Raw genomic sequence first — 14,611 nt, forward strand, 5'->3', positions numbered from 1 at the left:
ATTATGGCAAACCAGATTTTATGCAATTTCTTAATCATGGTTTACAACTTAGTATTTCTCAAACTTTATTATTGCCTATCATTCTCTTAGGTTTTGGTGCAATAGTTGGATTAATAGATAGTTTATTTGCTGTGATAAAATTGGCCAGATAACAAAAATTGATAATTGGTAAGCTAATGTGCAGCACTCACTGTATAATTAAAAAACCTGAAGTTACAGTAGCACAAGCATCTTGCTTGTATTAATTATTCAACTTAAAGGCACAACAGCTTACTTGGTAAAAATATCCTGATTTTTTGATCTGTTTTAAATCAAGGAACAAGGAATTTGTAGCGCCATTTTTAATAAACTATTATATTCATCATCATCCACAATATAAGCACCAAATCTAGCTAAATGAGGATTCATCATTTGAGCATCAAATAACTTAAATTCTTTGATTCTTAATCTTTCCACTAATTTTACCATAGCCACTTTAGAACCTTCAGGAATGTTAAAAAACATTGATTCCCCAATAAAAGCACTACCAATCACAATACCTAAAATTCCCCCAGCTAATTTATCATCTTGCCAAGTTTCAAAACTATAGGCGTAACCCGTCTGATATAATAACCAATAAATCTCTTGTAACGAGGGAGAAATCCATGTAGGTTTACGGTTCGCACAACCAGTAACCACAGCTAAAAAATCACGATTTATAGCTACTTGAAACCGATTTTGATTCAGAACCCTTTGTAATGATTTAGGATAGCGAAATCTATCATCTAAGGGGATTAAAGTCCGTTCATTACTTCCATACCATCCCAAGTTATCATCATCATCAGCCATGAGAAAATAACCTTGAGCATAACCTCTAATAATACTAGCTACATCATATTGCATAATTAAAACATCAAAAAAATCTATAGTAGGTACTAGGTTATCAGTCACAAAACTGACAATTATTAGATATATTGGATAAGCTAATGTGCAGCACTCACTGTATAATTAAAAAACCTGAAGTTACAGTAGCACAAGCATCTTGCTTGTATTAATTATTCAAGTTAAAGGCACAACAGCTTATCTATGTTGTCATCTCCCCAATCATTACTATACAATCTAAAAGGACTTACGCAACTAACGCAACTAACACATTAGTGCGTCAGACAGCATAAATTATGTCAATAAGCAAATTCTTGATATCTGACGCACCCTACAGCTTACAACAGACAGCATAAATTATATCAATAAGCAAATTCTTGATATCTGACGCACCCTACAACTAAAATAACTCTAGTAAATAGCTCTTTAAGATATAATCATGATAGAACCAATTCCGTCCATTGTTTTACCAATCTCGGAAAACCCTGAATTAGAAGGGGAGTGGTTACAAAATAATTTGTTAAAGTGGCTTGATGAGGAATTTATTCCTGAAGCCATTAATCAAAAAATAGCTCAACGCGCATCTCAGATTTTTGTTAGACAACGTATGGAAGGAGAAAATGACTTAGGTTGTTTAGTAATTGCTATTGTTACAGAAATGCAATCTTTTGATTTTTCTAAGAGTTTTTTTGGTGAATTTGCGATCGCCAATGCTGTTAGCGATATACTCTTAGAAAGTTTAGGTATTGATCATTGCTGTGGCCAATCATAAACTGCTACAAATTTTCCAATTTTTCCAATTTTTGTAAAATTCCGGCGCAGATAATTCGCAACTACACAAACTACTTCCTGCTACGGAAACCAATCAATAAAAATTAATAACAAACAATAAAAGTTTATTAATTTTTAACCCATCTTATGTGGGTTCTTTTATATGGGCTTTGTTTGTGTAGATGCGGATTATAAATACCGATACTCTTACCAGCTAGACTTAACAACCCCGGGTAATAAGCCTTGATGCGCCCATTCTCTAAGTACATTTCGGGACAGTCCGAAGTCACGATAAACACCTCTAGGACGACCGGTTAACCAACAACGGTTTTGACGACGATTAGGCGCACTATTGCGGGGTAACTGTTGAATTTTACGGTGTACTTCTAGTTTATCTAGGGGAGATTCCGCTGTTCTAAACTCTTCTAACAACGCTTCACGCTTTGCAGCATATTTTTCTACTAACTTAGCGCGTTTCTTTTCGCGCTCAATCATGCTCTTTTTAGCCATAAATTCTCTAATCTAATTAAAGACACTATTTTCCATAATACTATAAGTGGTGGCTATTAGCTAGAAAATTAGTCAGAAAATTAAGAATAATTCCAGAATAATTTTCACATAGTCAACATATCAAGCAATCAAACTGTTTATACTTACATCAAATATGTGTAAATAAATGACATTAAAGTAGTGCAAGCATCTTGCTGGCATACCTAATGCAAATTACAGCGATTCTCATGTAGTTAAGCCAGAAAATTTAGAATCCCTCAATGAAGCGATGACAATTGCAGTTAATTATATTACAGAAGATGATTCCCTCAACTGGTTCAACCACTGTGGCTTATTTACCTGAAAACTGGTGTAATATTATCAAAAAAGGGGTTTTGTCTATTCTGCAAGTAGTTAAATACTAATATCACCCTTTTGTTGAATTGGTTGAATCGAGATGAAATAGATGATCCTCAAGTGGTTACTAAGAAAAATGTAGCGGTTAAATGGTGTAAATATGCTTCTGATTATATGTTAAAACATAATGGTAAACCTTGGGTTTATGTGTTGATACCCCGTGATGCGATCGCACAAAATATGATACTCAAAGGTTTAGGCGATCGCTTTGGTTGCTTATGAAATGGCTATTTGCCCAACTACTGTAAAAGTATTGCCAAGTACCTACTAATTCTATTGTTAATTTCCAACTTACATTATGTTATCAAATCATCCTGAAATATTCAGACTCTCTCAATCTCATCTCAATACCATTACAACCTGTCCCCGCAAATTTCAAAACACATATTTAGAACAAATTAATCTACCTTCACATCCTGAATATCAAGAAAAACAAACATTAGGAACTCAGTTTCACTTATTAATGCAGCAGAAGGAAATGGGTTTACCAATTGATAATTTAGTGCAACAAAATCCCAAATTAAAAACCTGGATGAAAACATTTTATGATATGTCTCCAGATATTTTTATCCTGAATAGTGAACAGCAAATTTTTAGAGAAAGTGAACATTACCGCACTTGGAAATTAGATAATTATTTATTCACTGTGGTTTATGATTTATTAATTGCTGATGAAAGCCAAGCCTATATTCTTGACTGGAAAACTTACCAAAACGTACCAAAGTCACAAAAATTACGCAAAAATTGGCAAACTCGTCTTTATATGTATGTCTTAGCAGAAACTAGTAATTATTTATTAGATAATATTTCTATGACTTATTGGTTTGTGGATAGTAAAAATAAAATCAACTATGTTAAATTGCTATATGATGAAAAACAACATCAACAAACCACAAAAGAATTAAAGCAAATATTAAATAATTTAAACGATTGGTTAGAAAATTACCAAAATAATGTACCATTTCCTCAAACAGAACAAGTCAAAATTTGCGAATCTTGTCCTTATAATAGTCAATGTCAACCTCAAGAAAATCAAAATAATCATCAAGGGATAAATCATGATATTTCCAATTTGGAAAAGATTCAAGAAATATCTATATCAATCCTAAATTAGTTATCAAAAACAAGATCCATGACTTCTTAGAGAAGTCGGTGATCTGACTCCTATAATAGCTATCATCTATCACAAATCTATCATTAATCTTGTAATATTATGCAATGGATTTTAAAAACATCAGAACAACCTCCCCAATGGTTTATTCATCTAGTTAGAAAACACGCACCAACAATAAATGGTATGTTCGCATCCCAATTACTTTGGCAACGTGGTATAAAAGATGAAGCAAAATTAACAAGTTTTATTAATCATCAATTATATCAACCTGCGAGTTATCAGGAATTTGGAACAGAAATATTATTAGCTGTGGAAAGGTTAATTGCTGCGGGTAAAAATAACGAAAAAATAGCTATTTGGGGAGATTTTGATGCAGATGGAATTACATCTACAGCAGTATTATGGGATGGTTTAGGAGAGTTTTTTACTCAACATCAACAATTAACTTATTATATTCCTAATCGTCTCAAAGAATCTCATGGTTTAAATAAATCAGGGATTGATAATTTAGCTAGTCAAGGTTATAAATTAATTGTCACTTGTGACACAGGAAGCACTAATTTAGAAGAGATAATTTATGCCCAAAATTTAGGTATAGATATCATTATTACCGATCATCATACTTTACCAGAACAACGTCCACCAGTAGTAGCAATTATTAATCCACGATATTTAGAAAATAGTCATCCTTTATATCATCTTTCTGGTGTGGCAGTGGCCTATAAATTAGTAGAAGCATTATATCAAAAGTTGCCAGATATCCCAGAAAAACCTGTCACTGATTTATTAGATTTAGTAGCAGTGGGATTAATTGCAGATTTAGTTCAATTAAGTGGAGATTGTCGTTATTTAGCACAATTAGGAATTGAAAAATTACACAGTGATTATAAAAAACCTGAACGAGAAAGAAGAAGACCAGGAATAGGTAAATTATTAGACTTGTGCCAGAAAAATGGCGATCGCCCCACAGATATTTCCTTTGGTTTAGGACCACGAATTAACGCCGTTAGTCGCATTTATGGAGATGCTAGTTTCTGTGTGGAATTATTAACTAGTGGCGATATACAGCATTGTCAGCAATTGGCCATAGAAACAGAATTAGCCAATACCAGAAGAAAGTCTTTACAAAAAGATGTCCAAACACAAGTTACTAAAAAATTAAGTCAATTAGACTTATCAACTACCAGCATTATAGTATTAGCAGATGCACAATGGCCGACAGGAATTTTAGGTTTAGTTGCGGGACAAATTGCCCAAGAAACAGGAAAACCTACGATTTTATTAAGTACAGATTCTTCAGAAAATAGCCCAGAAGCCCCAAAATTTGCCAGAGGATCTGCCCGTTCTATAAATTCTGTTGATTTGTATCAATTAGTCAAAGAACAAGCCCATTTATTACATCGTTTTGGCGGACATCCGTTTGCCGCAGGATTGAGTTTACTAGTAGAAAATATCCCGTTATTTACTCATGCAATTAACCAGAAATTACGGGCATCTTTGGGAGGAATTGATCTCAGTCCCACTATTCAAGCTGATTTAGTTGTCACAGTGGCAGATTTAGGTAAAGATTTATTTTTAGAATTGAAAATTTTAGAACCTTGTGGTATGGGTAATCCTATTCCCAAATTATTAATTAAAAACTGTTGGTTTGAAAATGCCTGGCATCGTAATCAAAAAGATTTACAAGGTAATGCAGTGGCTTATATTAAGGCTGAATTTGATATTAAGGATGATTCTACTACTAATCCTTTTCCTGGTATTTGGTGGGGACACTATAAGGATGAATTACCTTTAGGTAGATGTGATTGTATTGCAGAAATTGATTTTAATAGTTTTAAAAAACGTTATGAAATTAGATTAATAGCAATAGGTTCTGTCACAGATACAGAAATAACCACAGATGATCAAAATACTCTGATCACAAATATTATAGATTGGCGCAATCAAGATTATTCAGATTTAATAGAAGATTCCAGAAAATCAATATTGATTATGAAAAGTTGTCCTACTCAATGGCATGATTTAAGAATGTGGTGGAAAAAAGCAATCTATGATCAAAAACAACTGGCCATGGCTTGGAAAAATCCTGATCAAGTTCCTCCTACAGATATTTGGCTAACTTTAGTAGGAATAGCTAAATATCTGAGTCGCACAAATCAAGTAGTTACTCGTGTTCAACTATTAGAAAAATTAGGAATTACTGATAAAAGTTTATATTTAGGATTTAATGCCCTAAAATATTTAGGGTTTATGATTCAAAGACAAGATACTCATTTACAAATCAATTTACCAGTACATTGCGAAACTATTAATTATCCGCAAAATATTATAGATCATGCTGTAATGCAATTTTTAAATGCAGTACAAGAAGAACAATTTCAACAAGAATATTTTGCTACTGTTCCCCTGCCAATTATTGCTAATAATATATTGTAGTTCCTATTGTGGTGCAGGCATCTTGCCTGCAATGATTATTTGTTTTGGGCTAAAGCCCAACTACGAACTAACTGGACTAAATCCCTAATACTCTCTCTTCTTCCTGTCCTGGTTTATTAAAACATGGGTTAGTTATTCAACTAACCCACTCTGATATTACGCGGTTACTTCTTCTTTAACTTCTTGCTGTAATGCAGCATACAATCTATTCAGTGCATTCACGTAAGCCTGAGCAGAAGCTACAATAATATCTGTATTGGCTGCATGACCTGAAAATACACGGGATTGATGCCGCAGGCGAATTGTCACTTCTCCTAAAGCATCAATTCCTTCGGTGACAGATTGTACAGAAAATTCAATCAATTCATTCGGTACTTTAACTACACGATTAATTGCTTTATAAACTGCATCCACTGGACCTGTACCAATCGCAGCATCTGTTAATTCTTCTCCTGATGGAGTGCGTAATGTCACTGTTGCAGTAGGTTGTGCTTTACTACCACAGGAAACCTGCACTAGTTCCACTTTAAATAAATCTGGCGCTTGTTGAATCTCATCATTAACTATAGCTTCTAAATCCCAATCAGAGATTTCTTTCTTTTTGTCCGCTACTTCCTTAAAGCGTACAAACGCTTTGTTGATATCATTATCTGATAATTCAAAGCCTAATTCTTTCAATCTGGATCTAAAAGCATTTCTACCAGAATGTTTACCCAATACAATTTGATTGTCTGTTAATCCAATTAACTGCGCGTCCATAATTTCATAAGTGAGTTTATTTTTCAAAACTCCATCTTGATGAATACCGGACTCGTGAGCAAAGGCATTAGCGCCAACTATGGCTTTATTAGGCTGTACTAACATTCCTGTGAGGTTAGAAACCAAACGGGAGGTTTTATATATTTGTTTGGTGTCTATATTAGTTAATGATGTCTGTGAATCTTCATGACGACCAAAGAATGGGTTAAAGTATTGTCTACGCACGTGCAAGGCCATGACTAATTCTTCTAAGGCGGCGTTTCCTGCCCGTTCTCCAATACCATTAATAGTACATTCTAGCTGTCTTGCCCCATTTTTCACGGCTTCTAAGAAGTTAGCTACTGCCAATCCTAAATCATTATGGCCATGAACGGAAATAATGGCTTGATCTATGTTGGGGACGTTCTCTTTAATTCCTTTGATGATTGCCCCAAATTCACTGGGGGTGGTATATCCTACTGTATCAGGGATATTAACTGTGGTCGCGCCAGCAGCGATCGCTCTTTCCAATACTTGATACAAAAATTCTGGATCAGACCTACCTGCATCTTCTGGAGAAAATTCTACATCATTGGTGAAACTTTTAGCATAAGCCACCATTTCTTCGGCGATCGCTATCACTTCTGGTCTACTTTTTTTCAGCTTATATTGCAAGTGAATATCGGAAGTTGCTATAAACGTATGTATTCTCCCCTTGACTGCGGGTTTAATTGCTTCTGCGGCAGCTTTAATATCATCCTGTCTAGCTCTAGCTAAACTACAAATTACCGGACCTGTTTCTGTTCCCACAGTTTGAGCTATTTTATGAACCGCCTCAAAATCACCAGGACTAGCAAAAGCAAATCCAGCTTCTATAATATCTACACCTAATCTAGCTAATTGTTTAGCAATGACTAATTTTTCCTCTATATTTAAAGTTGCCCCTGGACATTGTTCTCCATCGCGCAGGGTAGTATCGAATATAATGATTCTGTCTGTTTTCTCTGTTTGGTTTGTTTGCTGCATAGATTTGATGTTGTTTATTTGTGAAAGTTTGCTGAATAAAATAGGTAAGATTAACTCTGAACTTTTCAAATTAGTGATTTTAGTGATTTTTCACTACTGGAGACTATTAACCGTCAGTTTTTTCTATTCTATCTCTAATATCGTTCAAGTCTATATATCTATCCGTAGCATTTCTCAACTCTCTAGCGATCATTCCTTCCGTGGACACTACTGTGATATGAGTATTTTTTGACCTTAATAGTTCTATCGCTCTTTCAAAGTCCCCATCTCCACTAAATAGCACCACTCGGTCATATTGATCTACTGTATTAAACATATCTACAACAATTTCAATATCCAAATTTGCCTTTTGGGAATATCGTCCTGAAGCATCATCATAGTATTCTTTGAGGATCTTCGTTCTTACAGTATATCCCAAACTAATCAACGCATCTCTAAAGCCTCTTTGATCCTGTGGATCTTTTAACCCAGTGTACCAGAAAGCATTGATTAATGTCGTTTCTGACTGTTCATATTTAAAATATTCTAATACTCTTCTAGGATCAAAAAACCAACCATTTTTTTGTTGAGCATAGAACATATTGTTTCCATCTACAAAAATAGACAGACGACTCATTGGAAAACCCATAAAAATTTACACCTAATAATAGATAAGAATGTTAGAGGGAAACATAGATTATAGCAATTATTTAATGTTAATTTGGCTATATCTATCAGGTAAATAACTACAGCTTTTTATCATTGTGTTTTTCCAGAATTTAATTTAAAGAATTTAAGTTAAAATTTTCGGGAAATTTTGCGGTATTTTCTGGCTACAGCCTCTTTAAATCTTTGATTCTGATTGTTTACTCCACAAATTGAAATTGTACTGGATGTATATATAATAGCAGCAATAGCTAACTTTTATAAACTAATATCAGCAAAAATCTGGATATTTTTTGATTCTTACCATCAGTTTTTTCTCTTAATTACCTCGCAATTACTATATACAACAGATCATCGGTAAATGAAGTAAAAAATTTCACTATAAAACCCAATTTTTAAGATAGTTTTTCTCCTGATTTTGTCAGTTATAACTTCTCAATTTTGCTGTATTATTTTACCTTTTTCAACCTAAGTTTTGTCCTGTGTATTCAGGTTGAGATTAGATAAAGAAATTTATTTACCTCCGTTTTTTACTAAGGATGTTATCTAAGCCAATTTGCCCATAAATTAAAGATAAATTTGACTTAGTAACATCATGCTGAATTATATAACATTTAATTTTACTCCTAAATAGGTATTTTATGGGATCTAGGAGTAAATAACCCTGATCCCCATAACTAGATTTTTACACTAATTTGCCCCAAATATCATCTGGACTGGGAATAATTACCAATATTTCACTTCCACTTAGAATACTGTGCAGGAAAAAACTTACACAAAATATTAAGAGATATTAAGAAATATGACGATCTTCTCATCTAATTGGCTGCTAAACTACTGATGTAGTCTTTAAGTCCAGTGTTTGTAGTATATTTTTAGTATAGAATCTGAGAATGATAGATCATCAGGTAAATTTATATATAAAGTTATATACCTCTTATATATCTTACTTATATATCTGACTCAGCTTAATACAGTAACATAGAGATTAACTAGTAGTAAATATACTGGTAAAATATCATCTGAGGTTAAACATTTCAGTAAAATTGTCAAGGATGATGATCAAGTGAGCATAGAAATCAAGATAGCTTGTAATAGCTTGTAATAATAACTAGTAATAACTCTTCTACTGACATCTATTTTATATTAATACATTTTAATACATTAAAAAATTAACATAATATAATATGGCAGAAAAGCCTGCCTCCAGTATAACTGAAAAATCTACCAATGTTGTCAAGGCAGGACGACAGTTACAGGTCTTACTTTGGAGTTATTGGTTAAAGGGTACTTTAACAGTGGTTTTGGGGGATCTGAAAGTTGAGGATATTATTTTTTGAGACTTCAACAAATCCTAATATCCAATTTCTCAAAAGTCTCCTATAATTTATCCATAATTTTCATCTGTACTTGAGTTAACTATTTTTTAATCTGATTTATGTTCAAAAATAGCAGGATCTTTATAAATGATTCATATTTTATTGGGGTGAGAGTGATAATATATAAGTAAGCTAAATAGTTGAAAGAGTTTCAAGAAACCTCAACCTCAACTAACAGCGATTACTTATGATTCAACTTCCTGTATTAAACCAGGAAATTGATCCCACAATTATCAAGAATAGCTGCGTAAATCTTATAGGAAAAATTATCGAATTGATTAAGGTTACACACAGAAATTAATAGTTCGATAACAGTATAAATATTTAATTATTGTAGTCGCTCATGATGTTGAATAGGTGGAAAAGACTCCCAACAGTTTAGCAATGACCAACTTAAATACTTGAATTGAATTTAAGGAGCAGGAATCATGAGAGCTAGAAATATTATGACTCAAGATGTAGCCACTATTCGCGGTGCTGCTACCATCACTGAAGCAGTCAAATTAATGCGTCTCAAAGGTCTGCGTGCTTTGGTTGTTGAACCCCGTCACAGTGGCGATGCTTACGGTATGATTACTGAAATGGATATCGTTGGTAAAGTTGCTGCTTTTGGTAAAGATACTGATCGGGTTCATGTTTATGAAGTCATGACCAAACCCTGTATTGTTGTTAACCCTGACCTAGAAGTTGAATATGTAGCACGTTTATTTGCTAACACTGGTGTATGGCGTGCGCCCGTTATTCAAGGTGAACTATTAGGCATTATCTCTGTTACTGATATTATCACTAAAGGTAACTTTGTAGATAAACCAAAATTAAAGTTCTTGCGGACTGAGCTACAAAAAGCGATCGCTGAAGCTCGTTCAATTGCTGCTAATTATGGTTCAGATTCTAAACGCGCAATTGAGGCTTGGGATATGGTAGATGAGTTAGAAGCAGAAGCTACTTTTTACGGTGTACCCAGATCTGAGAAAACAGCTAGAGAACTGTTCTCTGAAGACAAACAACTCGCAGGTGTACGTTAGTCAACTCACTGAATTAGTTCTACAAAGTCTTACAAACTTTGAGTTTGACTAACTAATCTATTCCCTCAGAATCACAGTGATTCTCTAGCTAATTTAGTATTTCTCCCCATTTATGATAAAACACATTGGAGGTGTATGACATAGATCGGGAAATATGATAGAGAACACTTTGGTTCTGAGGTTATTTTAGCATTGTTTAATTAATTTGATCAAGTAATTTTCTCAAAATAAGATCCCCAACTTTTTGAAGAAGTCGGGGATCTATTACCGCAAAGCGGAAGTCATGCATTCAAAAGTCGAAACTAAGACGTTATAGGCTTTTTAACGATTTAGAATAGTTGGTTTTTTCCGCCAATCTCTACTATGGGCGTTATTTGTGTTATGGAGTTTTAGATATTTATTACTAATGCTCTCGTAAACATTATTTGATTTGTACATTATTTGAACATTGTTTATATGATATTAAGTTCTATAATAACTTCAGCTTTTCTTTACGAAAAAAACATCCAATTATCCTTGAATTTTGATAAACTTAATCTCATACCGGTTTAGGTTAGCAAAATCAGAAGTTTATTACTGGTTACATCCTATCGGGAGCAGTGCAGAAAAAGTTAGTACCATATTTGAGGAGAAAAATTCCTTTTGTATACGGAACTAACTATTTTCTGTGGGAATAAATTTGTGCAAGATACCTATCAAGTCATATCTGATTAACTCAGTCACCAGTCAAATATAACACATCCTCAATTTTATTTTTAGGACTTACTGTAGGGTGCGTCAGACTCCATAAATTCTGTAACTAAACAGATTGTTAAATCTGACGCACCCTACTAAAAATGTGTGAGTGCGTCAGACTGCATAAATTCTGTAACTAAACAGATTGTTAAATCTGACGCAGTTTATTTTTAGGACTTACTGTAGGGTGCGTCAGACTCCATAAATTCTGTAACTAAACAGATTGTTAAATCTGACGCATCCTACCATAAATGTGTCAGTTGTGTAAGTTCTAATTTTCATCGAGAACGCTTTTTACACTGTAAAAAATAGGCGTTCTATTCAATGTTTTCATGGGGAATCTATAGCTTCATCCTCTTCAAATTAGTAATTGGTAGGTCATGGCTAAGTAAATAGGTAAATCAAGAGGGAAAATAAGAACAATGGCAAGAAAAGAATTTCAATTTCGTGCTGACGATGGACATCATATCCAACCCACATCAGCAGATATTTTTCTGCGTCAGCAGTTGGAAAATTCTATTAGCAAATACTTTTATGAAGGATGCGATCGCATTCTGCAAACTTTACTCTGTAAATGTCGCTGGTATACCACTACTCACGCCAGTATTTTAACTGTAGTTATTGAATGTCCAGATCAAATGACTAATTGGCAAATTTTACAGCAAATTGTGCCAATGGCCAATGTTTTACACGGCATTGTCAGCAGTGCCAAAATTCGGGTTTGTCCTCCTGATACTCAAACTGTACCTTTTGAAATGAGGGTGGATGAATTACCAGTTTATCGTGATTGGGCATAAGATTTTGGTTGAAAAATTGTTCATCAAGGACTAACATTCTGCTGGATAATGTTAATTAGTTCGGCACAAACTAAATTAGCAGAATGTTGGACTACCGGACTTAAATCTAGTCCAAAATCTAAATTTTCTGCTTCAATTAAATAAACTGTCACATCTTGGGGAAAATCATCTACAAAGATTTTTTTCCCAATAGCGATCGCATGATCCCAACGGAAATCATGGAGATTATAACTAGGTTCAGGTAGACCTTCTAATTCATCACCTGGGACTTTAAATATAGCACCTGGTTGTGACCCTGTGCAACTAGCATCAACAATAATTAATTTTTTACTTCCTCTAGCTTGAAACATCACTTCCATTCCTGCCGTTCCACAATCAAAAACGCGGATTTGGGGGTGAACATTTTTTGCTAGATATTGCTGTAAACGTTGGGCAATAATTACCCCTACAGCGTCATCATTACGATTAAGATTTCCGCAGCCAATAATGGTAAGCATAACTTTATCCTGGGATATTTATCCTAACATAAATCTTTTCAATTTTGCACAATAAATTCTGAAAAATATCCGAAAAATATCTAAAAAATATTTTCAGATCCCGGACTTCTTAAATAAGTCCGGGATCTGGGCGGATCTGTTGTGAATTTTGTTAGTAAATACTCATTTTCAAAAGGTTTAGAATCTGTAAGAATAAAGATAATAGGTAAGCATTCAGTTGTAGGGTGCGTCAGACAACATAAACCATGTAACTAAATAGATTCTTAATATCTGACGCACCATACTAATTTACTGATAGCTTTTTTGCCCCTAAATTATAATTGATATATGCTAGTATTTCGAGAGACAAAAAATAAAGGCAGAGGTGTATTTGCCCAGCAAGATTTTGCTCCAGGAGATTTAATTGAAACAGCAGCAGTTATTATTATTCCTAAACAACAGGTTAAGTTAATTACTAAAACGGTATTATTAAATTATTATTTTGGTTGGCATGGAGAAAGTGGAGCGATCGGTTTAGGTTTTTCTTCTTTATTTAATCATTCTTATCATCCTAATGCGGTTTATATTAAGAATTTTGCTAAAAATGTGATTGATATTATTGCCCATAAATATATTCGAGAAGGTCAGGAAATTACGATTAATTATAATGGTTCTGTGGATAATTTATCGCCAGTGTGGTTTGATGTGGATGAGTAAGGCTGAGTTTTAAGGTATTTCCTTCTCTGATGCTTCAAATTCAAGTTCTTGGAATCAGATAGTTGATGAAAAAAATAAAATAGTGGAACATTTAACTAAAATTCTGCAAAACACTGATAGATATATAGAAGAAAAGAAATACAAACAAAACTAAAATAGTTTACTTACCTATCATAGACGCTATTAAAATGAACTAGGTTAGTTTGACACTAGGAAAGCCAATATTGCCCGTTTTACTCGCGCTTCGCTTAACAGAAGGTACAATTATAATAATAATTATTTTTCTGGGTGAGTATTTCCCACCCTACAAAAACTATAAACTTAAACTTACACCATGTTTTTTAGCAATTTCTGTTAATTGCTCAAGTTGATGTTGTGTAGCCTTATTTAATATTCCCTCAGCTTCTTCAGGGTTTGTACCATCTTTAGGAATTAAAAATTTCACATACAAAGAAACAAAATCAACAATAGCAGGAATACCTGATAACTCATGCTTATCTGCTTGTTGTCCAGCAATTACCGCCACTAAACCAGCCCGAATGGGGTCAGGTCTAACTTTCATAAATTGGTCAATTAATTGTTTTACATAATCTGGAGTTTCTAAGTTTTTCAACTTATTTTGATCAGGTTTAAATTCTAAACCGGCAGCTTTAGATTGTTCTAAAACACACCATTCTATAAACTCCTTTAAAGCAATTTCAGGGACTTGAGGAAGATATTTGTATAGTTCTACATTAGACACAAGCAGCTACCATTAGTAATTATTAATTAGGGGTTAATAGTTAACAGTTAATAATTATTAATTAACAGTTAACAATTTATTCATTCAAAACTAGCCTATCTCAATTTTGAGAGAGTTTTTGTCATAGAACTGACAATAAATGAATCTATATACCTCACTCATATATTCTTATGGTGCGTTAGTAGTAAATAATCCATTTGCATGAGATACTTATACTAGCTAACGCACAATAAAATATACAAA

The 14,611-nt window shown here is 33.6% G+C and carries 14 protein-coding genes and 1 pseudogene; 9 read left to right on the forward strand and 6 right to left on the reverse strand.

Annotated features, from left to right (window positions below):
* Positions 1-8: 8 nt before the first annotated feature.
* Positions 9-152, forward strand: a pseudogene (locus H6F32_RS20530) (ABC transporter permease); the annotation flags it as partial.
* A gap of 154 nt (positions 153-306) precedes the next feature.
* Here the strand turns inward: H6F32_RS20530 and aat are convergent.
* Positions 307-882, reverse strand: coding sequence for a leucyl/phenylalanyl-tRNA--protein transferase (aat, locus tag H6F32_RS10795; protein WP_190369365.1), 576 nt, complete (start codon positions 880-882; stop codon positions 307-309).
* 418 nt (positions 883-1,300) lie between these two features.
* On the opposite strand from aat, the gene H6F32_RS10800 reads away from it, so the two are divergent.
* On the forward strand, positions 1,301-1,633 hold the full coding sequence (locus H6F32_RS10800; protein ID WP_190369335.1) for a hypothetical protein: 333 nt from the start codon (positions 1,301-1,303) through the stop codon (positions 1,631-1,633).
* Between the two features lie 206 nt (positions 1,634-1,839).
* Here H6F32_RS10800 and rpsN read toward each other — a convergent pair whose 3' ends face one another.
* Positions 1,840-2,142, reverse strand: coding sequence for a 30S ribosomal protein S14 (gene rpsN, locus H6F32_RS10805; protein WP_190369336.1), 303 nt, complete (start codon positions 2,140-2,142; stop codon positions 1,840-1,842).
* A 414-nt stretch (positions 2,143-2,556) separates the two neighbouring features.
* Here rpsN and H6F32_RS10810 point away from each other — a divergent pair, with 414 nt between their 5' ends.
* The 3 genes from H6F32_RS10810 (at position 2,557) to recJ (ending at position 6,088) form a co-directional block, all read left to right on the forward strand.
* Entirely contained in the window at positions 2,557-2,760 is a 204-nt protein-coding gene (locus H6F32_RS10810) for a hypothetical protein (RefSeq protein WP_190369337.1), read from the forward strand.
* A 76-nt stretch (positions 2,761-2,836) separates the two neighbouring features.
* Positions 2,837-3,652, forward strand: a complete 816-nt coding sequence (locus H6F32_RS10815; protein ID WP_190369338.1) for a PD-(D/E)XK nuclease family protein — start codon at positions 2,837-2,839, stop codon at positions 3,650-3,652.
* 99 nt (positions 3,653-3,751) lie between these two features.
* A complete protein-coding gene (gene recJ, locus H6F32_RS10820; RefSeq protein ID WP_190369339.1) occupies positions 3,752-6,088 on the forward strand; it encodes a single-stranded-DNA-specific exonuclease RecJ in 2,337 nt (778 codons plus the stop codon).
* 156 nt (positions 6,089-6,244) lie between these two features.
* On the opposite strand, the gene H6F32_RS10825 is transcribed toward recJ, so the two are convergent.
* On the reverse strand, positions 6,245-7,852 hold the full coding sequence (locus H6F32_RS10825; protein WP_190369340.1) for a 2-isopropylmalate synthase: 1,608 nt from the start codon (positions 7,850-7,852) through the stop codon (positions 6,245-6,247).
* Between the two features lie 106 nt (positions 7,853-7,958).
* Entirely contained in the window at positions 7,959-8,480 is a 522-nt protein-coding gene (locus tag H6F32_RS10830) for an NYN domain-containing protein (protein WP_190369341.1), read from the reverse strand.
* Between the two features lie 1,204 nt (positions 8,481-9,684).
* Between H6F32_RS10830 and H6F32_RS10835 the strand changes: the two genes are divergently transcribed.
* The 3 genes from H6F32_RS10835 (at position 9,685) to H6F32_RS10845 (ending at position 12,433) form a co-directional block, all read left to right on the forward strand.
* Entirely contained in the window at positions 9,685-9,837 is a 153-nt protein-coding gene (locus H6F32_RS10835; protein ID WP_190369342.1) for a hypothetical protein, read from the forward strand.
* Between the two features lie 467 nt (positions 9,838-10,304).
* Positions 10,305-10,901 carry a CBS domain-containing protein gene (locus tag H6F32_RS10840; RefSeq protein WP_190369343.1) on the forward strand — a complete coding sequence of 199 codons (597 nt, stop codon included), beginning with the start codon at positions 10,305-10,307 and terminating at the stop codon, positions 10,899-10,901.
* Positions 10,902-12,058: 1,157 nt separating this feature from the next.
* Positions 12,059-12,433 (forward strand): hypothetical protein, encoded by a 375-nt coding sequence (locus H6F32_RS10845; protein WP_190369344.1) that lies wholly within the window; start codon positions 12,059-12,061, stop codon positions 12,431-12,433.
* A gap of 23 nt (positions 12,434-12,456) precedes the next feature.
* On the opposite strand, the gene H6F32_RS10850 is transcribed toward H6F32_RS10845, so the two are convergent.
* Positions 12,457-12,930, reverse strand: coding sequence for a hydrogenase maturation protease (locus H6F32_RS10850; RefSeq protein ID WP_190369345.1), 474 nt, complete (start codon positions 12,928-12,930; stop codon positions 12,457-12,459).
* Between the two features lie 327 nt (positions 12,931-13,257).
* Between H6F32_RS10850 and H6F32_RS10855 the strand changes: the two genes are divergently transcribed.
* Entirely contained in the window at positions 13,258-13,626 is a 369-nt protein-coding gene (locus H6F32_RS10855; RefSeq protein WP_190369346.1) for an SET domain-containing protein, read from the forward strand.
* Positions 13,627-13,939: 313 nt separating this feature from the next.
* Here H6F32_RS10855 and H6F32_RS10860 read toward each other — a convergent pair whose 3' ends face one another.
* Complete coding sequence (locus H6F32_RS10860; RefSeq protein ID WP_190369347.1) at positions 13,940-14,368, reverse strand: hypothetical protein; 429 nt, start codon at positions 14,366-14,368, stop codon at positions 13,940-13,942.
* Positions 14,369-14,611: the final 243 nt, after the last annotated feature.

Origin of the sequence: Anabaena sp. FACHB-1237 (assembly GCF_014696225.1) — a bacterium.
In the GTDB taxonomy this organism is placed as follows: domain Bacteria; phylum Cyanobacteriota; class Cyanobacteriia; order Cyanobacteriales; family Nostocaceae; genus FACHB-1237.

Coding starts and splice junctions, on each gene's coding strand:
- recJ (WP_190369339.1), top strand. CDS start 3,752: ATGCAATGGATTTTAAAAACATCAGAACAACCTCCCCAATGGTTTATT.
- H6F32_RS10845 (WP_190369344.1), top strand. CDS start 12,059: ATGGCAAGAAAAGAATTTCAATTTCGTGCTGACGATGGACATCATATC.
- H6F32_RS10830 (WP_190369341.1), bottom strand. CDS start 8,480: ATGGGTTTTCCAATGAGTCGTCTGTCTATTTTTGTAGATGGAAACAAT.
- H6F32_RS10800 (WP_190369335.1), top strand. CDS start 1,301: ATGATAGAACCAATTCCGTCCATTGTTTTACCAATCTCGGAAAACCCT.
- H6F32_RS10815 (WP_190369338.1), top strand. CDS start 2,837: ATGTTATCAAATCATCCTGAAATATTCAGACTCTCTCAATCTCATCTC.
- H6F32_RS10835 (WP_190369342.1), top strand. CDS start 9,685: ATGGCAGAAAAGCCTGCCTCCAGTATAACTGAAAAATCTACCAATGTT.
- aat (WP_190369365.1), bottom strand. CDS start 882: ATGCAATATGATGTAGCTAGTATTATTAGAGGTTATGCTCAAGGTTAT.
- H6F32_RS10855 (WP_190369346.1), top strand. CDS start 13,258: ATGCTAGTATTTCGAGAGACAAAAAATAAAGGCAGAGGTGTATTTGCC.
- H6F32_RS10825 (WP_190369340.1), bottom strand. CDS start 7,852: ATGCAGCAAACAAACCAAACAGAGAAAACAGACAGAATCATTATATTC.
- H6F32_RS10840 (WP_190369343.1), top strand. CDS start 10,305: ATGAGAGCTAGAAATATTATGACTCAAGATGTAGCCACTATTCGCGGT.
- rpsN (WP_190369336.1), bottom strand. CDS start 2,142: ATGGCTAAAAAGAGCATGATTGAGCGCGAAAAGAAACGCGCTAAGTTA.
- H6F32_RS10850 (WP_190369345.1), bottom strand. CDS start 12,930: ATGCTTACCATTATTGGCTGCGGAAATCTTAATCGTAATGATGACGCT.